Here is a 19,385-nt window from a genome sequence, read left to right as displayed (position 1 = left end):
GGCCACGGAGCAATTGCCGGGAATGGCAATTACTCGTGGGATAGGGACGGCGGTTATATTTATGAAATAAGCGAACAGATGGGAATGTTAAGCCCTTCTCGCTAAACTCTATTCAGAGAATAGCATTTCAAGTATTGCAGCCGTTTCAGCTAAAGCGAAGGCATCCACTTCATCCGGATCCTTAAGCTCTTCTTCCATTGCCTCGACGCGTTTTTTTGCCGCTTCAACTTCTGGAAGTAATCCAACTCCGCTATAGCCTTCCTTTAACGCTTGAATTTCTTTCTCATCGTCAAGTCGTTCAGTTAAGAACCCGAAAAGGAATGTAGGTGCGCTTATTGCTGCAAGTCTATCATCTGTAGCACTCCAGGGAGCAGTAAGATATATTGAATAATTTACAGAGTCCTCTAGCTCTTCGTCAATCTCCTCCTCATCTTCTGGAAAATCCCAAAGATTTAAGACAAAGAAAGGCACATCTGGGGCAAGAGAAATCGCATAAATTACTGCATCTCGGATATCAGCCTCATCAGCCCCTGTCTCAAGTAAAGCAATTGCTCTGACGTGTTCTCCAATGACGGACTCTGAATTGCTGGCTTCTAAAGTGGCCAACAAGTCTTTATACTGTTGCAAACTCAACATGACAATATAAAGTAATTCTCTACTTGGGAAGAGACCTTCGATGTCAAAGGACACGAACTCCCGTGCTACTGAAAGCGCTTCTTCGTTGTCTTCTCTAGCTAAAAGACAAAAACCAAGATTCATCAAAATTGTGCAATATACATCAGAATCCCTATCTTCGTCCACTGTTGTTGTTAAGTTTTTTGCTTCAACAATTGCCCGTATTGCATCCAAAGCCTCTTTTAAAATATCGAGACTGTCAAGAGATTCTTCATATTCCATACTTTGCCAAATGGCAAGTTTCCCGTACGGGTTGTTCGAGTCCAATTCAAGTATTTCCTCTCCTATACGGCCAATTTCTTCATTTGTCTGTGCACTGTCAAGTTCTTTTAGAAGCTGTTCGATATCCACTTATTATCCACCCTTTCCTGATAAAGCTTTTTCGTCTATTATATTTTGTGTGGTTATTCGCACAATACTAACATAATTGCGACTCCATTGGGTTGCAATCGTGTTATATACAAATAATCTTCAACTGATTTACTTCTTTGTGTTCCATCAAATATTTCACCCTGTATCCCTATCTCCTCAAGAATTAATTTTGCTTGAGCTGCTTTCATTTTTGGGTGCAAAGAAAAAAGAATTTGCATACAAATATTTCTAAAAACGGTTTCATTGTTCTGAGAAGAGTGGTATTTATCACCTGTTTCTGGTTCGGGATCATTATAAAAAAAAGTAACTGCGATATTTTTCACTTTGTTGCTATGGCTTTCTCTTTTTATGAGGAGCATCAAAGATGTACTGTAGGGTATTATAAAGTCTCCTGTATCAGAAAGCATTAAATCTTTTTTGATTTGATCGTTTGTTAGGCCATATGGCACCCTGGCAGCTGCGAATCTTAGTTTTTGTAAAAACGCATCGGTTGTGACAGCAAAACAGTTTTTATCAGAAGAATAAGCTACAGGAGAGAGAATCAATAGAATAAGTATCGTAAAACGAAAAAGCTTCTTCAAGTTAATCACTTCAATTCAATAGATATTTACTATAAGCATTATAATGCAAATTGAGTTTTTATTTTAATAATTAAACAATAGTTTGTTTACTCAAGAATAAGTTAAAGGAGCGCTTCAAAAATGATAAAAAAAAGATTTATTTCTATATTTTTTCTTTACGTCATCAGTTTATTTCTTTTGGTTGGAATCTCTTGCGCAAATGAGGAAAATATCTATCTGCCCATATCTTTTGCTGACGGCTCTACGAAAATATCTCTTGGTAATGCGATTTTAAAAGGTGAAGAGTTGTGGGTGTCTGTGGACGCGATGGAGAAAATGGGAGTAAGTCTTATCGATGCGCAAAGCAACAATAAAGGCTTTTATTTAAACATAGAGAATCCTGCAAAAACATTTGATATTGAGAGTTTATCAAATTTGGCTGGAGAAACGCTCTCACTTTATTTTTCATCAAAACAGGAAGAAGGGATTTCGTATTTTAATGTGGTGGGCATGGAAGCCTTAACAGGCCTTGCGTTTGAAAAAAACGAAGCAGAAGTTACATTTTATAAAAACAGCTCTACTCTTGCCCAGTTGCTACAGAAACGAATGGCAAAGCCTAAAATAAAAGAGAAGATTTCTCTTGTTTGGGCGCATATTACCCGAGACAACCCCAATCTTTTGGCGGAAGAACCCCTTTTAGGGCTCGGTATTATATCTCCTACCTGGTTTAATCTCATAGATGGTTCCGGTTCGATGGTGAACAGAGCTTCTGTAAGTTATGTAGAAGCTGCACATAGCAAAAATTATCAAGTTTGGGCGCTGGTATCTAACGGATTTAACCAAAACAACACAACACAGTTTTTTAAGAACAATAAATCTGTCAGTTTATTTATAGCTAGATTATTGGCCTATTCAAAACTATATAACTTAGACGGTATAAACTTTGATTTTGAGAATGTGGATGTAAATGACAAAGATGCCTATGTAAGATTTATTTCCTTAGCTGCACCTTTGCTAAAAAAAGCGGGGTTGAGAGTGTCTGTTGATGTCCATATCCCGTCTCCAAACAGCAAATTATCTAAGAGCCACGATAGGGGCTCTCTTTCAAAACATGTAGATTATGTTATACTAATGGCCTATGATGAACATTGGCGAACTTCTCCAAAGGCTGGTTCTGTAGCTTCAATGCCATGGGTGGAAAGAGCGGTACAAAACACCATTAATGAAGGTGTTCCGCCAAGCAAACTCATTTTGGGAGTTCCATTTTATATGAGAAAATGGGAAGAAACAGTAGTTAACGGAAAGACAAAAGTTAAGGCTGTGACTTTAACTATGGATGAGTCCAACGGTATATTGGCTTCTAAGGGTATAACAGCAAATTGGGATGATGAACTCGGACAGTTTTATTATGCTTATAAAGAAAATGGGAAAACATATAAGGTATGGGTCGAAAATGCGGAATCAATTAAACGAAAGTTTTCATTGATAAAAAAATATAAACTAGCAGGAGCGGCTGGTTGGCGGAAAGGGCATGAATCAGTGGATATATGGGATATATTCGATTCAGAATTTAGCGGTAATTAAAGGGGATGCTACCATCCGCTTCCTCCACCGCCGCCACCCCCACCGCCGGAAAACCCACCTCCACCGAATCCAGAGGAACTTCCAGGAGCCGATGTGGTTGTTTGAGAAATCAAGCTGCTATTTATCTGGTTGGCAAAGTTAGAGGAGAAGTGGGCGAAGGTCCCTCTATTAAGAAACATGTTAGGGTTGGGTCCCATATACCAAGTCGGCTGGTATTCTTTTAGAGAGAGAATTTTTTCAAATCTATTGCCCCAAGTTTTCGCAACATCAAGAGCGAGTGCATAGGGCATAAGTTTCTCAAACAATTCCGGTGTTTCTTCTGGAGGATTAAACATTTCCAAACGTTCTTTTTCTGCGGTTTTCATGTACATAGCCAATCCCTCTGCACTGTTTAATGCATCAAAGCCTTCTACAGTTCTAGAAGATAGCAGAGGGCGCATCAAAGAGGAAACGGTTGCAGATAACAGGAAAAAGATAAGTACAAGTGGGCTCTTTCCCAAAGAAACCATCATTCCCATAGAAAACACTCCAACGGTTATGGGCATTATTAAGCGGATTATAAATTGCAAAAATTTATTAAAAGGAGTTTTTTGTTTTTTATTAAGTAGCGGAATTGCAGGCAAGATTATAAGTAATCCGGTAATTCCACAAAAGAATAAATTCGTGGGAGTTTCTCCGCTGAAAAAATATAGAGATGCAAGTCCTAGAGCATAAATAAAAATGCCTATAAAATATTTGTCAAAATTTGATTTAAAGAACCTTCCTTCGTCCTGATCTAAGTGTCGACGAAGGCTATTCATGGTTTTAATCATCCTATCGGAAGTGTCGTCACTTAATGAAATTGACTTAATACTCCCCGGAAAAAGTTGCAACATCATTTTGTCCTCTTCCGGCTGCATTGATATTAAATCTGTGTTGTTTTTATGAAGATAGAATTTGCTTTGCTTCCTGCCGAATGGGAAGGAAACTACTTGCTTTTCTTCTATTTTTATAGCGCCTTTTACAGCTAAATTCAGGATGGCGGCAGTGAGTGCTGTCTTATCAACAGCAATATCACGAAAATAGCGCATAGAAGCAGGAGATTCACTATTCGGAGGGGAGAAAAGAGGAATAATGGCTTCCCGAGGCGGCTCCTTCCCCCATCTGGCCCACGCAAAAATAAACCAGCAAAGGGTGGTAATCAATGTAATAATTCCTATAATTCCCTGCGCCAAGTTGTTGTCTGTCAATGGGGGGGGAGGAGGAGTTACCAACCCCTTAGCCCAAGTATATACTACGGTAAGTCCTTCTCCGACTTTTAATGGTATTGTGGTTGTTACTTCGTTAGAAACTCCCAACGTAGCATAGTTTTTTTCTCCCTTTTCTCCATATGCTCCAACATACCACTCTACAGAGTTAAACCCCTCGCCAAAATTTTTCTTGGGAAGGGCTACAGTACAAGATGCTTTTATGATAGGGAAGGCCCATTGGTTGCCCGTAACGTTCCAATATAGCTCATCATGATTATCATAAAAGCCTAACTGTTTTTTTGTGTTGTAGGTTATTGTAAAAGTGTGTATTCCGGGGGGGATGATTTTGTTGGGATCGCCTATTCTTAGGTCTTTGTATCTTCCATTTTTCGACAGTGTCCATTTTATGGGTTTATCATTGAGAGATACATCTTCAATATCCCACGTAACGTGAGTTGTCTTTCCTTTATTATTTTTATAAGTAACGGGGAAAGTTCGGACAATTCCACGTTTAATCGTCACATTTTCTACCTTAGCTCTGATTTTTTCAGTAACCGAGAGAGAACTGTCTTGGTTAATTATTATCACTACGTCATAGCTCTCTAAGACCTCCAGTGCTGTAGCAGAATGAAGGGGGATAATGAGCAAAAGTAGCAGAACAAGGGAAAAGAGTGACAATTGTTTTTTCATAGTGTTCTCGTCTTAAGATTTAATTAAATTAAAAGGAGACTTTCGGTGCTTGTTTGCTGTCTTCCTCTGCTTCAAAAAATGGTGCTTCTTTGAATCCCAGGCGACGTGCTATTAGAACAGCAGGGAATCTCTGTACAGCGGTATTTAAATTGCGAACGGTTCCATTGTAATAGCGCCTTGCCATTTGAAGAGCATCTTCTATTTCTGATAATTGCTCTTGTAGGCTAAGAAAATTCTGGTTTGCTTTGAGGTCAGGATATCCTTCAGCAACAGCGAAAAGAGAGCGTAATGTTCCACTTAAAGTATTTTCCGCTTTAAGTCGTGCCTCAGGGTCATTCCCCGCAATTGTTACTTCAGAACGGGCTTTTATGACGTTTTGTAAGGTTTGTTGTTCATGTGTGGCATACCCCTTGACTGTTTCTACTAGATTTGGGATAAGGTCAAAGCGACGTTTAAGTTGAACATCAATTCCACTCCATCCCTCTTGCATAAAATTCCTTAGTTTTACGAGACCGTTATAAACAGCCATAAGCCAAATGCCTATAACAGCTACTATAGCCAATAAAATCAATCCTATTTTCATTAAATTCACCCTTTCATAATTGAATTGTTCTTATAATAAATTCATTTATATTATTTTACTTCATATAATTGAAATGAGCACATATATATGTGCTCAAGACTGAAAGCATTTTTTCATTAATCAGAATTCTGGTTTTTTAACTTAGTATGAATGGTTTTGTGTCGCTTAGTGTTGCTTTTGTTATTTCTGTGATCGTAGAGAGATTTCCAATGCCAATCTTATTCAAACAGTCGAAATGTTTGACAGAAAGTTCACAGATTAGTATTTGAGTGCCACTTTTTTCTAATTTTTTTAATAAGTTAAACATTGGAGAGTCATTTTGAGCCATCTTTACAGCTTCGTTCATTAAAACCAAAGTGGTTGGTGCCGCTTCTTCTGCGATGGCTTTGAAGTATTCGTTCATAAGCTGAGATCCGAGCCCGCTAGAATCGGCTCCTATTTTATTTGAAGTGAGAAGAAGAACGGGCTGTACAGGAGTAGTTTTTTTTGACATTTGTTTATATATGGACGCATCACGCAATGTTTTCTTTGCGATAATATGTATAGCCCCCGCGTCTTCTTTTAACGAAAAAGAAAAACTCTGTTTTTTTAGATACAGCACTATTTCGGAAACAGCATCCTTATCATTTATCAAAACAGAAAATTCCTTTTCTCCGCTGTCCACAGCCTCTTTTATTTTTATAACTGAAAGTGCTGGAGTTAATTCTTTTGCATCTATAACTTTCATATATTTGTCACCATTTTTCTATCAATATTTCTATAAGCAGTCTAATCTGAACTTTCTTTATTCATCCTGTTTTTCTTCTAGCATGGAGATGAACTCCTCAACCATCTCAGGATCTAGCCTAGTTCCTTTTAATGTGCGCAAGGCAGCTTTCACTTCGTCAGGAGAAGCTGTTCTTATTCCCGGTTTTAAACGTGAGAGCTCACTCCATTCGTGTACAATGGCATATGCTCTTGCTTCTATTGGGATGCAGTCTCCTTTTTTGCCGTTTGGGAAACCGGTCCCGTCCCAATTCTCGTTCCAATTGTACGGAATCATAGTTGAAGAACGTAATAAATCGACAGATTTCATTATGTCTTTTGATACTAAGGGATAATTTTGAAACTCTCTTAGCTCTTCTGCAGTTAATTCTGCTGAAATATCGCGTTTTTGTGGCGTACTAATCAGCCCAATTTTACTAAATAATGCGCCTAAGTAAGAGAAAATGAGCTCATTATGGGGTATGCCTAACCTGTGACAAAATCTTTCAGTAAGTTTTGCCTTACGAGTTATACAACTTCGGAATCCTTCATCCCCGGGAGTTAGAGTCGTAGCAACTGTTTCTAATGTTTTTAGACAAAGATGTGTTGCGTGAGTTGCAAATCTCTCATAGACCATTAGTCTAATCTCGTCTATGCCAATATTCTTTTTACAGCAGTAATCTTTGTATGCAATTACGTCGGTTATAGCTCGCTGTAAATCCGTTATTTCGTCTTTAAAATGATCTGTAGTGATACCCTCGTTTGTTCTTGGGTGTTCTTGAATTGCTTCAGCCTCTTCTTGAAGTCGTTTTATCCTATCGTATAGGATCCTTTTTAAAACGAAATCAAATCCACAGCATAGTAAAACAACACATGCAGCTATAGCCAAGAAGAGAAGTTGCATTTTCTTTTCGACATCCGAAGTGTCTTCACGAGGTGAAGATGCACGCACCCAAAAGGAAGGAGAGCCTGTATGGTCCTTAACCAACATACGTCCTGAAACTAGCGGATTATGATGATTTATCTTGTTAATCACGGTATCTTGAATAAAGGGGTCTGTCTTTTCTTCCTCAGTTGTCGGCACGATAGTAAAATTAAAGTTTAAGTTATCTACCATTTTTTTAGTAAATTCAAGGTTGAAAGGGCTAGTAGCCAAAAGATATCCAGCAATGGGGCCTCGCATGTCTGAAGTGAGTATCGGTTTTAGTGCAAAGAGGATAGGCTCATTATCGCGTAGCGCGATGCCACTTATACCACCTTCACTTATATTTTCCACTATTTCTTTGTTCTTTGGATTTGAGAAAATAGTAAAAAGTTCGCTCTCAGGCGAGGATGGTTCATTAGGAGTGCTGTAGTCTCTTTGTAAACATACTTTTAACTGCCTATCAAGTAAGATAATCGAAGAAATACCTACTTCTTTTAGATTATTTTTGTCAAAAAAGGGGAGGGCAAAATTAGGGTTGTCTCCCATTAAGTAATGCCAGGTGGAATCAGAATAAGCCCAAGTGGCAGATATGGCGGAAAGAGTTTGTGCTTCTGCATTTATTAGTCCAACAACTCTACTTAAATCACGAATCATTCTTTCCTTGCTGGCCTGATAGGAGGCAGTTCTTAAAACGCCGGTAAAAATGAGGTCAAGCAAAAGCAATAAAATCAACATGGTGATTCCTAAAGCAACACTTATCTTTTTGCGTATGGTCATGTGAATACCTCCAAGGCATAGCTCAATTAGTATATATTAACAGATTGAGAGATATAGGACAAAAATGGCTATTCTACTCTTGGCAAAATAACACCACCAGCAAGTACAATCCCATCCTCTGTATACAAGACAAGACGCTGTCCTTGAGCTGGTGCAAAAGTTGGTTTTTCGAATTCTATCTTTAGCTGTTTATTGTTTGCTGTAATTATTTTACAGTAATTAAGAGGTGCTTGGGATCGAGTTTTTGCCAGGAATTTACAGCTCTTATCAGTCAGAAATTCTTGAACAAGAACATTTAAATTTTTTGCTCTGACAGTTTTAGAAAAAGCAAAATTTCGCTCTGCTACGGTAACAGAATTATTAGAATGTTCAATTTTTACTACATAAAGGGGTTTCCCCCCGGCAATGCCCAACCCTTTCCTTTGACCTAAAGTGAAGTTTTCTATCCCGTTATGTTTCCCTATGATATCCCCGGATAAATTTATAATATTGCCTCCTTTAGAAGGTGCTAGGAGATAGCGGTAGTTTTTTTCATTTGCAAAACAAATTTCCATACTTTCTTGCTTTTCTGCAACGGGTAATCCTTCAGCTCTAACAAAATTGCGGGTTTCTTCCTTTGTATGGACATCCCCCAATGGAAAAAGTATTCTATTTATACGTTCTTTTTTTATTCCCGCTAAGAAGTAAGATTGATCTCTTTCTGCACACATGGCTTTTGCCAAATAATAATTGTTATCCTTACACAGGATGCGAGCGTAGTGTCCTGTGCTCATGTAGAAACTAGGTCCCCACATTGTTTCTGCCAAATCCCAAAGATGTCCGAATTTTATTTGTTCATTACAATCAGCACAGGGATTTGGGGTCTCTCCAAGTATATAAGCTTCTCGGAATGGGGATGATACCCTTTTTTTAAACTCTCCTTGTATATCAACAGAAAAGTGAGGAATATTGAGGTATTCGCATATATCTCTCGCAGAATCTGATAGAGTCTTATCTTTTGATATCAGCATGGTAAGACCTAGCACATTATATCCACTCAGTTTTAGCTTTAATGCAGCTGCTGCAGAGTCAACTCCGCCACTCATCAAAACGACAACTTTATCCCTACCATCACTTTTCCAGTCCCCGTTATTATTTGTAGGTATTAAAATGTTTTCCATGATTATATTTTACAACAACAGTAGTTGATATAGTAAATATTGTGGGCAATTTGGAATTAAATTTTATTAATCCTCTCAAACAAATAATATAATAAGTAAGTTCTCATAAAAGTCTTTTTAGCATTTTTATGAACAGTGAATTCAATATAAGGAGGAGTTGTCTGTGGAAGAAGAATACGTTTACCCCGCCGTTATTTCGAATGCTTATGACGAGGGGAAGTTGTGGGTCGCAAATTTCCCTGGATTAAAAGGTTGTTGGGTAGAAGGAAACAATAGAGATGAAGTTATAAAAGAAGCCCCTAAAATTCTTCGCGAATACCTATGGTATTTTAAGAAAAACAACTTACCACTTCCCAAGCCAATGGGAATAAAAACGATTGAAAGAGCAGGGATAGGTGAAGTTATAGAAATAAAATGTAAATTATAATCAATCTGTAAGCAAATTTAATAACTATAATGTAATATTACTCTATATAAATAATGCAGTAACCATTGTTAGGCAATTCCGTTTTTGTATTTGTTATTTTTATTTTTTGATATCTACAACCTCTCCGTTCGTAATTCTTCTCAATTCATCAGGGGATATAGGAAAGAAGTGGTGGTCTGTACCTCCGGCAGACCAAATTGTTTTGTATAGAAACAAGTCTTCATCAATAAGAGTAATTGGTTGTTTTGGATAACCTATGGGAGGAACTCCCCCTGGACGAAAGCCTGACCATTTGTAACAGCTTTCCGCATCCAGAAACTTAACGTGCGATGCTTGTAGTCTTTTCTTTATTTTTTTTGTGTCGATCCTATTTGGTCCGGACATTAAAGCTAACGCAATATACTCCCCTCTGTTGACTTGCAACAAAATGCTTTTGAGAATTTCTGTTTCAGGAGCACCTACGGCTACAGAAGCATCAGAGACAGTAAAGATGGTTTTTTCAGTATGTATAATTTCTGCTGAGATTTCAGATTTAATCAAGAAATCTTTTACTGCTTTTACCGGGTCAAAATTGATATTGTTATTTTCTTCCATTATTATTATCCTTTTTAGTAATTTTATTCGATATAGTGCAGTTATTTGTAATTAAGGGATTTTGTAGAATCTCATAAAGAGAAAGAAATTCATCATCGGCATAGATTGCCCTGTAAAGCTCTCTATTTTCAAGAACAGATCTTACAAATTCTCGTGTTTCGGTATAAGGGATATTTTCTATCCATTCTGCCCAGTCTTTCGAATAAAGAGTGTCCCATTTGCAAACAACAGTTTCTCCCGCATTGTAAGCGGCAGTAACCCTCAGCAGGTCTCCGTTGAATTTTTTTTGTAAAAGAGCATAATACGCAGCTCCGATAATAATGTTCTCTTTAGGATTTGATAGGTCGTTCAACTCTAATTCCAACTGCTTTGCTACATTTTGGGCGGTTAAGGGCATTAACTGCATAAGGCCGACCGCTCCAGCTTTACTTACAGCATTATTTAAAAATCTACTTTCTTTCTTCATAACGGACCAAATTGTTGATTTAGGTATTCCTGTTATTTTTGAAGCAAAAATAACCTCCTCTTCCCATGGACGAGGAAAATGAATTTTAATTTTCTTTAATTTTTTTTCTGAAATTAGACTTGCTGCATTTGGGTACAGCATAAAGGTGTAAAAGTCAGCAGGAAACTTCCTAAATAGTTCTGCACGCAACTCCGCGGCTTCTTTAAATTGTTCCAACTCTAAAAGCGCCTGAATACTCCAATAATAAACACGTGCGGGTCTAGGAGTGAATATTAAGGTCGTTTTATTTCGAGTCCAATAAGAAAGAGCTTTTTTCGGATTCCTTTCCATCCAAGCAGTCCAACCACTTTTCCAATTTTGACATGCTCTCTCTCGTATTTCTGTCACGGCAAAAGCCAGTAATAATAAAAACGTAAAAGTAATTAAAATAATGGTAAGATACTTATTCATTTTGTTTTTTTTAAATGTTAAGCGAGGGCTTTTCTTGTTCATATACAAACACCCTTTTATTGAGTTTGAAAAAAGTATCCTTTAATTTTATGTGTAAGTCAAGAGAAAATAGGAATGGTAAAGAAGAGTATTGAGTATAAATAAATATTTTTAAAACATGTTTATCTTCTTGTCAACAAGTGGCTTTTGTTGTATCCTAATAGAAACAACATTAACAAAGAAAGGGTGCATATATAATGAGTTTAGGCAATAGGATCAAATCGCTGAGAAAGGCCCAACATCTTACACAGCAGAAATTAGCCGATAAAGTGGAAGTCAGTCGAATCTATATCCAAGCTCTTGAAAGCAATCGCAGACTACCCTCAATGAAGTTGCTTCAAAGGCTTGCTCCTGCACTGGAAGTAGAAGTTAACGATTTGCTTAAAGACTTTTCGACTCCAGGGAAACCAGGAAGGATACAGCTTGAATCGATGTTAGAAAGTGGCGAATTAGAAATTTGGTATCGCAGTAAAAAATTATCGGAAAAAGAATTAAAAAGGGTTTATCGTGTTATAGACGCAACTCTTGATGATTGGGAAGAGGCGGATGCAAGAGAAGGATAGTATATCCTGGGAGGATTTTTCCGAAGATTTGCCTACTCCGCCTGAATTTATGCCCAAATGGGCGTTAAAAGAAGGAGAACATTGGCATCGTCTTTGTGATTTTGACATATTAGCGCGAGCGGAAGAAATGACAGGACTTATACTCGAATTAAAATATGAGTTGCTTCCAGCAGCTGTTTGGGGGATACATATTGTTCGCGGACAGCGTGGAAGAGTTTATATAAACTCTTCTCTTTCCCTTTTTTGGCGTCGTTTTGCCATTTTTCATGAGGTTTATCATTTGTTGAACAACACTAAAGGTGTTAGTTTTTGGAAAAGAACATTTGTATCTATGGAAGGCATAGAAAAAGCTGCTGATAATTTTGCATGGGCTGCTGTTTGGCCGGAATGGATTGAGGGAGATTATTCTGATTGGTCATGAGAAAAGCCATGAAAAAGCACCCTTTCTTTCTACCGTTTGCCGGATGCAAGAATCTTTGTGTTTACTGTAATCAACGTACGATAACCGGTGTCAATAAAATCCCTTCCCCACAAGATGTCATTGAAGAATTAAAGGTTCTCAAAGAAGCGGTAGAGGTATGTTTTTTTGGAGGATCTTTTTGCCGTTTAGGCATTGAAACAATAAGAGGCTATTTAGATGCTGTCGTAAATTATTCGCCAGCAGGAAGTCAAATAAGATTTTCCACTTATCCTAATGATTTAAGCGATAAAAAACTAAGAGAAATCGTACTTTCCTATCCCATTGCTTGTATTGAATTGGGAGTTCAATCTTTAGATCCCAAAGTGCTTGCTCTTTGCCACAGGGATATAGATCCTTCTGAGGTTCTGGACAATTTGACTGAATTGCGAGAGGAAAACATTCCCCTTGCTGTTCAGCTTATGATAGGTCTGCCGGGACAGACGGAAAGCAGTTCCGTGGGTGATATATATAAGTTGGCCAAAATTAAAGGAGCTGCAGAATGGCAAATTCGTATTTATCCCTGTCTTGTTATGGAGGATACAGAGTTGAACACGATAATGCAGGAAAATAAATATATTCCACTTTCGTTAAATGAAGCAATTAGGTGGGGTGGAAAACTAATAGATGAGGCAACATCTTTGGGTTTTACATTAATTAAAGCAGGATTACAGGAAACAGAGGAACTTGCATTGCAAGTGAGAGGTGGACCTCACCATCCTTCACTTGGAGAGCTAATGATTGGAGAGTCTTTAGTTTATAGATTATTAAGATTAAAGCCAGAGGGTCCTTGGGTTGTCCCGGCAAATCATATGTCTAAGCTTATCGGACATAACCGATATGGACTAAAAAGATTGGCAGAGTTATCTCAAATTACAGAAAAAGAAGCTGAAGAAAAGCTGTATTTTTTCCCGTCACGTAAAACTCAAATTTAAATTTATTCCTTTAAATAACTTCTCAATCATTTACTATACAAGCTTCTTGTCTAAAATAGCCTTAATTGACACGATATAAACTCCAGTATAAAATTCTCGCATAAATGTCTATAAATTTATTTTTTATCTAAATACTATTACATAAAGGTGTAAGAGGTGATTTTTCTTGGATAATTCTCAGCTCCAAGCCCTGTTGCTCGAAAAATCTTTAGAAATGCCTAAAAAAGCGCGACGTGTAGTGGAGTATCTTCTGTCAAATATGAGAGAGGCGTCTTTTAGGTCGATAGGCGAGGTTGCTACCGAATTACAGGTTTCAAAGGCACAGCTTGTAAGAGTGGCGCAAATGCTCGGCTTTTCCGGTTATGCTGAATTAAAGAGTTTCCTTCAAAATAGCATACTGGAACAAATTAATCCTGCAGCATTCTTAACAAAAGAAATAAGTGAAGAGGACACTCTGTTTGATACAGTATTTCGAGCGGAGCATGCTAATTTAGATGACACGATGTCACAGTTAAAGGGAGAAGAGATTGCCAAGTTTTGTAGGTCCATAAAAAAAGCGACATCAGTTTATTGTATGGGATGGGGTATTTCTTCGTTGGTTGTAGAATTGCTCCAATTACGTCTTGCCGTACTGGGTATCAAGGCTCATTTGTCACAGAGAGGAAGTCTTTCTTTGTGGGAACAAGCACGTTCGATAAAAACGGGAGATGTTGTTGTTGTGTGTGAGCTCCCCAGCTATGCGGTCGAAGTAACGGAAGCAATAGGTATTGCTAAAGAGAATGGCGCAAAGATTATCACAATAACTGACAGTGTGGCTTCTCCTGTATGTAGGTTTGCATCTCTTTCCTTCTTTGTATCTGCGAATAGTCCTACTTTTGGCAGCAGCATTATCGGTCCTCTGTTTTTGATTCATGTTCTTACATCAGAACTTGCTTTGTCTATGAATAAAGAGGCTTCTGAGGCTTTTGAAAGACAGGCTGAGTTCTTGCATGACGAGAGGATGTTTCATCCGATATTCGGTCTCAAGTACTGATACACTTGCACTCTTGTCTGTTTATAATATAAAAATTATCAATAGCAACTAAGATTTAGCCTACTTATCGGATTTTTTAATTTCTTCAGCTCAGAGTGTCAATTCTTTGCATCTGAAAGTTTAATATCGTTTCGATTCCAGGTGGGCGTCCCTCTGCTAGGTTGTTAAATTCTGAAAGCATTCTCACATAAGCAAGACGTTTCATAGTCGAAAGTTCACCTCTTATGCTAGTTCGTAGAAGGATGCTAAGCTGTTTGTAGACGCTTGGTAGTGGGACAAAGGCGGGGCCGTCCGGAGTCAACCTTATTGTGTATATAAAAGAATAACTATCTGCTCCCTTATACTGTTCTTTAACGTTGTCATATAAAGGAACGCCTGGTGAAATATATAGAGCTGTTCCTTTGGGAACAATTACCTTTGCTGGGACAGTATCCCATCTGGTGTAGTTATAGGGAGTCGTGGCTATAAACACTTTGGGGTTTAAAGTTGTCAATCCAACCCAAAGATGTACCCCTTCTCCGTTAAAATTTATAAAAGAAAGTCTCCAGAGGAGATCATCTTCTTCATCTTGGTCTACAGTAGAAATAAATGTTGTTTCAGAGATAAAAGTCATTCCATTTATATTCTCTATTTCTCTTGATCCCGCTGGAGTGCGCAACCAACAAGATGTAACTATCCCTTCTTGCTGCTCCAGAATCAGAGTAATGGGATACCCTTTTACTCTGATTGTTCTAAGACTGATTCCCTTTTCAGGAATTTGAGATGAGGGAAGAAAGCGGATTACTGTAGAGATTAGTGCAATAAGTATAAAGATAAAGAGATAAGCGGTTTTTCTGCTTGAGAATATCTCTGTCATTTTGTTATTTTTTTGTGGGGTATTGTCGAAATTTTCTTTTATTAAAGTTTCATTATCCATTCCATTTTTTCCTCCGGCAGTGCTTCTAGAAGCTCTTTAACCGTTTTGTTAAGCTGCGGATGCAACATATCCGGAGCTATTTCGGCTAAAGGTTTTAGTACAAAAGCTCGCTCATGTACAAGTTTATGAGGGACAGATAGATTGTTATTCTCAAAAATCTTGTCATCGACAAAGATTATATCAATGTCAATTTCTCTCTCTCCCCATTTTTCAGTTTCCTTTCGTCCTATTTTACATTCTATGGCTTTAATTATACTTAACATATTTTTGCATGCGATTGCAGTTTCCGCAATGACGCACATATTTAGAAATCTTGGTTGGTTGAGTTTACCCCAAGGGGCTGTTTCCCAAACCCTGCTTTTCCTTTTAATATCAAATCCGTTTTCCTGTAAAGACCGAAGAGCTGTATCAAGATAAAGCAATCTGTTCCCAAGATTTGAACCCAATGCAAATGTTACTATTTGTTTAGACATGTGATATTTCCTTTATTGCTTCTGTCATCATTATTACCCGTTTATTTTCAGCCACATCATGAACTCTTACTATATCAATGTTATGCCAAGAACATAGAGCAGTAACAGCAAGCGTTCCATCAAGTCTTTCTTTAGGATCTTCAGATTTTGTCGCAATGCCTATAGTGTTTTTTCTTGAGGCAGCTATGAGCATCGGCATTCCGAATGTATCAAAAGCGTTTAAATTGCGTAATATACATAAGTTTTGGTTATAATCTTTTGCGAACCCTAATCCTGGGTCAAGAATAATATTTGAGCGTTTTAGTCCCTGAGCCTCTGCCACTTCTATTTTTTCTTCAAAAAAATCAGATATTTCTAGAAGAAGGTTTTCGTAATTACACATTGAGTTCATAGTTTCTGGAGTCCCCCTCATGTGCATTAAAACCAGAAGCGCATTGTAATCTGCCGCCACTTTCGCCATCTCAGGCTCGTATGTCAGTCCCGATATATCATTTATAATGTCTGCTCCGGCTTCAAGAGCAACGATAGCAACATTTTTCCTCGTAGTATCAATTGATATAGGAGTCGTGGGCAATATATTCCTTATTTCTTTTACGGCAAGAGAAATTGCAGCAATTTCTTTGTCCTCTGGAATCCGTTTCGCATTAGGTCTTGTGGATTCTGCTCCAATATCAAGTATGTCTGCTCCATTTTTTATAAGTTCTAAAGCTTTAGCTCTGATATTTTCTGCATCAATCTTTGTTCTGCTCTCGGGATAAAAAGAATCACTTGTGAGATTAATTATTCCCATAAGAGAAGTTTTTTTGTTTAGTTCAATATCTTTCCCATGAGGAAGTTTGAGAAAATGTGGCTTGTCGGTTAGTAGCGTAACGGCAGTTTGCACTTCCTTCGCTATCTCAGGTAACCCCCACCAATCCATAGTTTTAATTTTATTGGAGAACAAAAGAAGTTGTTTTTTTGTACCAAATAAAATTATATGACTATGACTTGAAGAGCAGTCTATCGTACCGGAGTTTACTGCCGCATCACCTCCGAGCGAAAGCATTTCTTGTTTTATAATATTTGCGGCACGCACGTCTACATCAGAAAGAAAAAGAGATTTAATTTCTCTTTTATTGTCAAAAAAAGGCAAACAGCGTTTGTCTGCTCCAATTTTTTCCAGCACACATGCAAGTTCTTCTTTATTTAAAAATCGCATTTGATATATTGCCACAAGAACACCTCTATCAGCATAAACATTAATTGGTTAAACAGTATTGTTTTGTCTCTATCTGTCAATTAATTGACGGACATACAAAAATAAATCAACAAGCTACATTATAATACATTAACAATCTCTTTTACTCTTCTTAATTTTTTCAAATAAAAATACGTAAAAACTGCGAAATTATTTCTTTGACCTGTATTGACATATACTCGATTGACTGATATTGTTAGCCGGACAGAGAGAGTTGGCACTCAGTCAATGAGAGTGCTAAAGAGTGATGGGGGTGAGAGTCTTGCTAACTGAAAGGCAGCTGGGAATAGTCTTGTCTGTTGTTTATGAATATATTAAAAGCGGTGAAAGCGTAGGCTCAAAAACTATTTCTCATCGCTACATTACTAATAGTAGCTCTGCGACTATACGTAATGAAATGTCAGAGCTTGAAGAGATGGGGTTCTTAAAGCAAACTCACACTTCTTCAGGACGCATCCCTACCACTCTTGGATATCGTTTGTATGTAGACTCAATGTTAAGCCGGGTTGATTCTGAAAAACAGTGTGATAAATGGATAAAAAATTTGTGCGAACATCGGAAAGGTATTGAAGGAGCGCTCGAGTCCGCCTCAGATATATTGAGTAGAATGTCCAACTATGTTGGCATCGCAGCCTTAGCTCCTTTGGAAATGATGAGATTCCAAAAAGTTGATTTTGTGAGAATAAGTGATAAGCTCGTTCTCTTGCTTGTGGTTTTGCAAGGTGGATTGGTACATCAAAAAACAATAAATCTTCCCTGGGATTTATCACAAGATTATTTAGATGATCTTTCAAGACGAGTAAACCTTTTTGCAGGCCGACCATGGTCTGAGGTTCAAGGAGCTTTCCGAAATTATATAAAACAGGAGCTTGTCGAGTATAGATTCGCTTGTAAAGAGGCCTTAAAAGAATTAGAGCATATTATATTGGATCCCACTATGAAAGTATTTACTGGTTCAATGAGCCACATGTTAAATCTGCCGGATTTTCAGGATTTAAGCAGAATCCAAGCTTTATATGAGTTTATTGAGCAAGAGAGCAGCATGGCAGAACTGGTAAACAGCTGTATAAAAAAAGGAATTAACGTTGTAATTGGAGAAGAAAATGATTCTCCTGCCATGAAAAAGTCATCAATTGTGGCTTTTTCACTTGAGGCTGAAGGGCAAAGGGCGATTGTCGGAGTAATTGGACCAGAAAGAATGGATTACGAGAGAGCGGTAACAGCCCTAGATAGAGTATTGCATATATTAGAGCCTGATTCTGAAAGGAAGGGAGCAGATTAAATGAGTAATAAACGCAAAAAAACAGAATCCTATGACAATAGAGAGGGAAATGCCGCTGAAAATGCTTCGGTTGTAGAGGAGTTGCTCCAAGCCGAGGGTAGAGAAAACGAAGTTTCTAAAATAGAAGAACTTATTGCCGAAACAGAAAAAAACAAAACAGAGATAATTTGTCTTAAAGAAGAGGTCGCACGTGCAAGAGCAGACTATTATAATTTTAGAACAAGAGTAGATAGAGATAGGGAAAGAGACAAAAAGTTTGCAGCAGAAAAGGCGATAGACTCGCTCTTACCAGTTTTTGAAAATCTTGAAAGAGTTTGTGCAGCAGTAGAAGACACAGAGAGCAGTTTATATAAAGGGGTTTCCATGATAACAAAGCAGTTTTTTGATGCAATGGTTTCTCTAGGACTTGATCAAATAAAAACTGAGGGTGAGTACGATCCGTCTTTGCACGAGGTAGTTTCAACAGAAACAGTAGAAGATGAGGAGAAAGACGGCCAAATTGTTGCAGTAATGAGAAAGGGATATAGGCTGGCGGGGAGAGTAATAAGGGCCGCTCAAGTGAGAATAGGGAAGTATGAGGGGAAATAGTTTTTACAGAATAATCCATAAAAATGAAATTAAAATAAAAAGGATGGGGAAGAAATGGAAAAAATAATTGGAATTGACTTAGGTACAACAAATAGCTGTGTTGCAGTAAAAGAGGGGGATAATGTGACGATTATTCCGAACTCTGAAGGTGGAAGAACTACACCTTCAGTTGTTGCGTTTACGAAAGACAAAGAAACTCTAGTTGGAATGCTTGCCAAGCGCCAGGCCGTGGCAAACCCGGAACGCACTGTTATTTCAATCAAGCGCGAAATGGGGAGCGAATACAAAGTTAAAATAGATGATAAACAGTATACTCCTCAGCAGATTTCTTCAATGATTCTTCAGAAATTAAAAAGAGATGCTGAAGAATATCTTGGAGGAACAGTGACAAAGGCTGTTATAACTTGTCCCGCTTACTTTACAGATGCACAGCGTCAGGCAACAAAAGATGCAGGCACTATAGCAGGGCTTGAAGTGTTGCGTGTCATAAACGAACCCACTGCTGCGTGTTTAGCTTATGGAGTAGACAAAGAGGGAGACCATAAGATTATGGTGTTTGACCTCGGCGGAGGAACTTTCGACGTATCTATTCTTGATGTAGGAGAGGGTGTTTTTGAGGTTCTATC

Annotated in this window: 21 protein-coding genes; 9 read left to right on the top strand and 12 right to left on the bottom strand. The window is 37.9% G+C overall.

Features of this window, described 5'->3' with window-relative positions:
• Window positions 1–108 precede the first annotated feature (108 nt).
• Both GXZ13_03565 and GXZ13_03560 read right to left on the bottom strand, forming a co-directional pair.
• The gene (locus tag GXZ13_03565) at window positions 109–1,026 is read right to left on the bottom strand and encodes a hypothetical protein (GenBank protein NLX74915.1); all 918 of its coding nucleotides are present in this window, start codon (window positions 1,024–1,026) and stop codon (window positions 109–111) included.
• A gap of 53 nt (window positions 1,027–1,079) precedes the next feature.
• Entirely contained in the window at window positions 1,080–1,628 is a 549-nt protein-coding gene (locus tag GXZ13_03560; GenBank protein NLX74914.1) for a hypothetical protein, read from the bottom strand.
• A gap of 120 nt (window positions 1,629–1,748) precedes the next feature.
• Between GXZ13_03560 and GXZ13_03555 the strand changes: the two genes are divergently transcribed.
• Window positions 1,749–3,191 (top strand): glycoside hydrolase, encoded by a 1,443-nt coding sequence (locus GXZ13_03555; protein NLX74913.1) that lies wholly within the window; start codon window positions 1,749–1,751, stop codon window positions 3,189–3,191.
• Window positions 3,192–3,199: 8 nt separating this feature from the next.
• On the opposite strand, the gene GXZ13_03550 is transcribed toward GXZ13_03555, so the two are convergent.
• The 5 genes from GXZ13_03550 to mnmA all read right to left on the bottom strand — a co-directional run bounded on the left by GXZ13_03550 (window position 3,200) and on the right by mnmA (window position 9,299).
• Window positions 3,200–5,110 carry a DUF2207 domain-containing protein gene (locus tag GXZ13_03550; protein ID NLX74912.1) on the bottom strand — a complete coding sequence of 637 codons (1,911 nt, stop codon included), beginning with the start codon at window positions 5,108–5,110 and terminating at the stop codon, window positions 3,200–3,202.
• 28 nt (window positions 5,111–5,138) lie between these two features.
• Window positions 5,139–5,693, bottom strand: a complete 555-nt coding sequence (locus tag GXZ13_03545) for a LemA family protein (protein NLX74911.1) — start codon at window positions 5,691–5,693, stop codon at window positions 5,139–5,141.
• A gap of 136 nt (window positions 5,694–5,829) precedes the next feature.
• The gene (locus GXZ13_03540; GenBank protein ID NLX74910.1) at window positions 5,830–6,420 is read right to left on the bottom strand and encodes a hypothetical protein; all 591 of its coding nucleotides are present in this window, start codon (window positions 6,418–6,420) and stop codon (window positions 5,830–5,832) included.
• A gap of 57 nt (window positions 6,421–6,477) precedes the next feature.
• Window positions 6,478–8,139 carry a hypothetical protein gene (locus tag GXZ13_03535; protein NLX74909.1) on the bottom strand — a complete coding sequence of 554 codons (1,662 nt, stop codon included), beginning with the start codon at window positions 8,137–8,139 and terminating at the stop codon, window positions 6,478–6,480.
• A 68-nt stretch (window positions 8,140–8,207) separates the two neighbouring features.
• On the bottom strand, window positions 8,208–9,299 hold the full coding sequence (gene mnmA / locus GXZ13_03530) for a tRNA 2-thiouridine(34) synthase MnmA (GenBank protein ID NLX74908.1): 1,092 nt from the start codon (window positions 9,297–9,299) through the stop codon (window positions 8,208–8,210).
• 163 nt (window positions 9,300–9,462) lie between these two features.
• Here mnmA and GXZ13_03525 point away from each other — a divergent pair, with 163 nt between their 5' ends.
• Entirely contained in the window at window positions 9,463–9,726 is a 264-nt protein-coding gene (locus tag GXZ13_03525; protein NLX74907.1) for a type II toxin-antitoxin system HicB family antitoxin, read from the top strand.
• A gap of 99 nt (window positions 9,727–9,825) precedes the next feature.
• Here the strand turns inward: GXZ13_03525 and GXZ13_03520 are convergent, their stop codons facing one another.
• Together GXZ13_03520 and GXZ13_03515 are read right to left on the bottom strand one after the other, a co-directional pair.
• Entirely contained in the window at window positions 9,826–10,320 is a 495-nt protein-coding gene (locus GXZ13_03520) for a YbaK/EbsC family protein (protein NLX74906.1), read from the bottom strand.
• Window positions 10,307–11,278 carry a lytic transglycosylase domain-containing protein gene (locus GXZ13_03515; protein NLX74905.1) on the bottom strand — a complete coding sequence of 324 codons (972 nt, stop codon included), beginning with the start codon at window positions 11,276–11,278 and terminating at the stop codon, window positions 10,307–10,309. Before GXZ13_03515 ends, GXZ13_03520 begins: the two co-directional genes overlap by 14 nt.
• A 194-nt stretch (window positions 11,279–11,472) precedes the next feature.
• Here GXZ13_03515 and GXZ13_03510 point away from each other — a divergent pair, with 194 nt between their 5' ends.
• The 4 genes from GXZ13_03510 (at window position 11,473) to GXZ13_03495 (ending at window position 14,263) form a co-directional block, all read left to right on the top strand.
• Window positions 11,473–11,838 carry a helix-turn-helix transcriptional regulator gene (locus GXZ13_03510; GenBank protein ID NLX74904.1) on the top strand — a complete coding sequence of 122 codons (366 nt, stop codon included), beginning with the start codon at window positions 11,473–11,475 and terminating at the stop codon, window positions 11,836–11,838.
• On the top strand, window positions 11,804–12,259 hold the full coding sequence (locus GXZ13_03505; protein ID NLX74903.1) for an ImmA/IrrE family metallo-endopeptidase: 456 nt from the start codon (window positions 11,804–11,806) through the stop codon (window positions 12,257–12,259). Before GXZ13_03510 ends, GXZ13_03505 begins: the two co-directional genes overlap by 35 nt.
• The gene (locus GXZ13_03500; GenBank protein ID NLX74902.1) at window positions 12,250–13,230 is read left to right on the top strand and encodes a radical SAM protein; all 981 of its coding nucleotides are present in this window, start codon (window positions 12,250–12,252) and stop codon (window positions 13,228–13,230) included. The genes GXZ13_03505 and GXZ13_03500 overlap by 10 nt, the downstream gene beginning before the upstream one ends.
• A gap of 166 nt (window positions 13,231–13,396) precedes the next feature.
• Entirely contained in the window at window positions 13,397–14,263 is an 867-nt protein-coding gene (locus GXZ13_03495; protein ID NLX74901.1) for a MurR/RpiR family transcriptional regulator, read from the top strand.
• 85 nt (window positions 14,264–14,348) lie between these two features.
• On the opposite strand, the gene GXZ13_03490 is transcribed toward GXZ13_03495, so the two are convergent.
• Genes GXZ13_03490 through folP form a run of 3 tightly spaced genes read right to left on the bottom strand, consistent with a single transcriptional unit; the run spans window position 14,349 to window position 16,865 of the window.
• The gene (locus tag GXZ13_03490; protein ID NLX74900.1) at window positions 14,349–15,179 is read right to left on the bottom strand and encodes a hypothetical protein; all 831 of its coding nucleotides are present in this window, start codon (window positions 15,177–15,179) and stop codon (window positions 14,349–14,351) included.
• On the bottom strand, window positions 15,161–15,652 hold the full coding sequence (gene folK / locus GXZ13_03485; GenBank protein NLX74899.1) for a 2-amino-4-hydroxy-6-hydroxymethyldihydropteridine diphosphokinase: 492 nt from the start codon (window positions 15,650–15,652) through the stop codon (window positions 15,161–15,163). The genes GXZ13_03490 and folK overlap by 19 nt, the downstream gene beginning before the upstream one ends.
• Complete coding sequence (gene folP / locus GXZ13_03480; protein ID NLX74898.1) at window positions 15,645–16,865, bottom strand: dihydropteroate synthase; 1,221 nt, start codon at window positions 16,863–16,865, stop codon at window positions 15,645–15,647. Before folP ends, folK begins: the two co-directional genes overlap by 8 nt.
• A 286-nt stretch (window positions 16,866–17,151) precedes the next feature.
• On the opposite strand from folP, the gene hrcA reads away from it, so the two are divergent.
• The 3 genes from hrcA to GXZ13_03465 all read left to right on the top strand — a co-directional run.
• The gene (gene hrcA, locus GXZ13_03475; GenBank protein NLX74897.1) at window positions 17,152–18,171 is read left to right on the top strand and encodes a heat-inducible transcription repressor HrcA; all 1,020 of its coding nucleotides are present in this window, start codon (window positions 17,152–17,154) and stop codon (window positions 18,169–18,171) included.
• A complete protein-coding gene (locus tag GXZ13_03470) occupies window positions 18,172–18,759 on the top strand; it encodes a nucleotide exchange factor GrpE (GenBank protein ID NLX74896.1) in 588 nt (195 codons plus the stop codon).
• Window positions 18,760–18,813: 54 nt separating this feature from the next.
• Window positions 18,814–19,385 (top strand): Hsp70 family protein (locus tag GXZ13_03465; protein NLX74895.1); only part of this gene is annotated, 572 nt, incomplete at its 3' end.

The organism is Synergistaceae bacterium (assembly GCA_012728235.1).
Classification (GTDB): domain Bacteria; phylum Synergistota; class Synergistia; order Synergistales; family Synergistaceae; genus JAAYFL01.
Note: the sequence above shows the minus strand (reverse complement) of the source record. Positions and strands in the feature narration are given on the sequence as shown.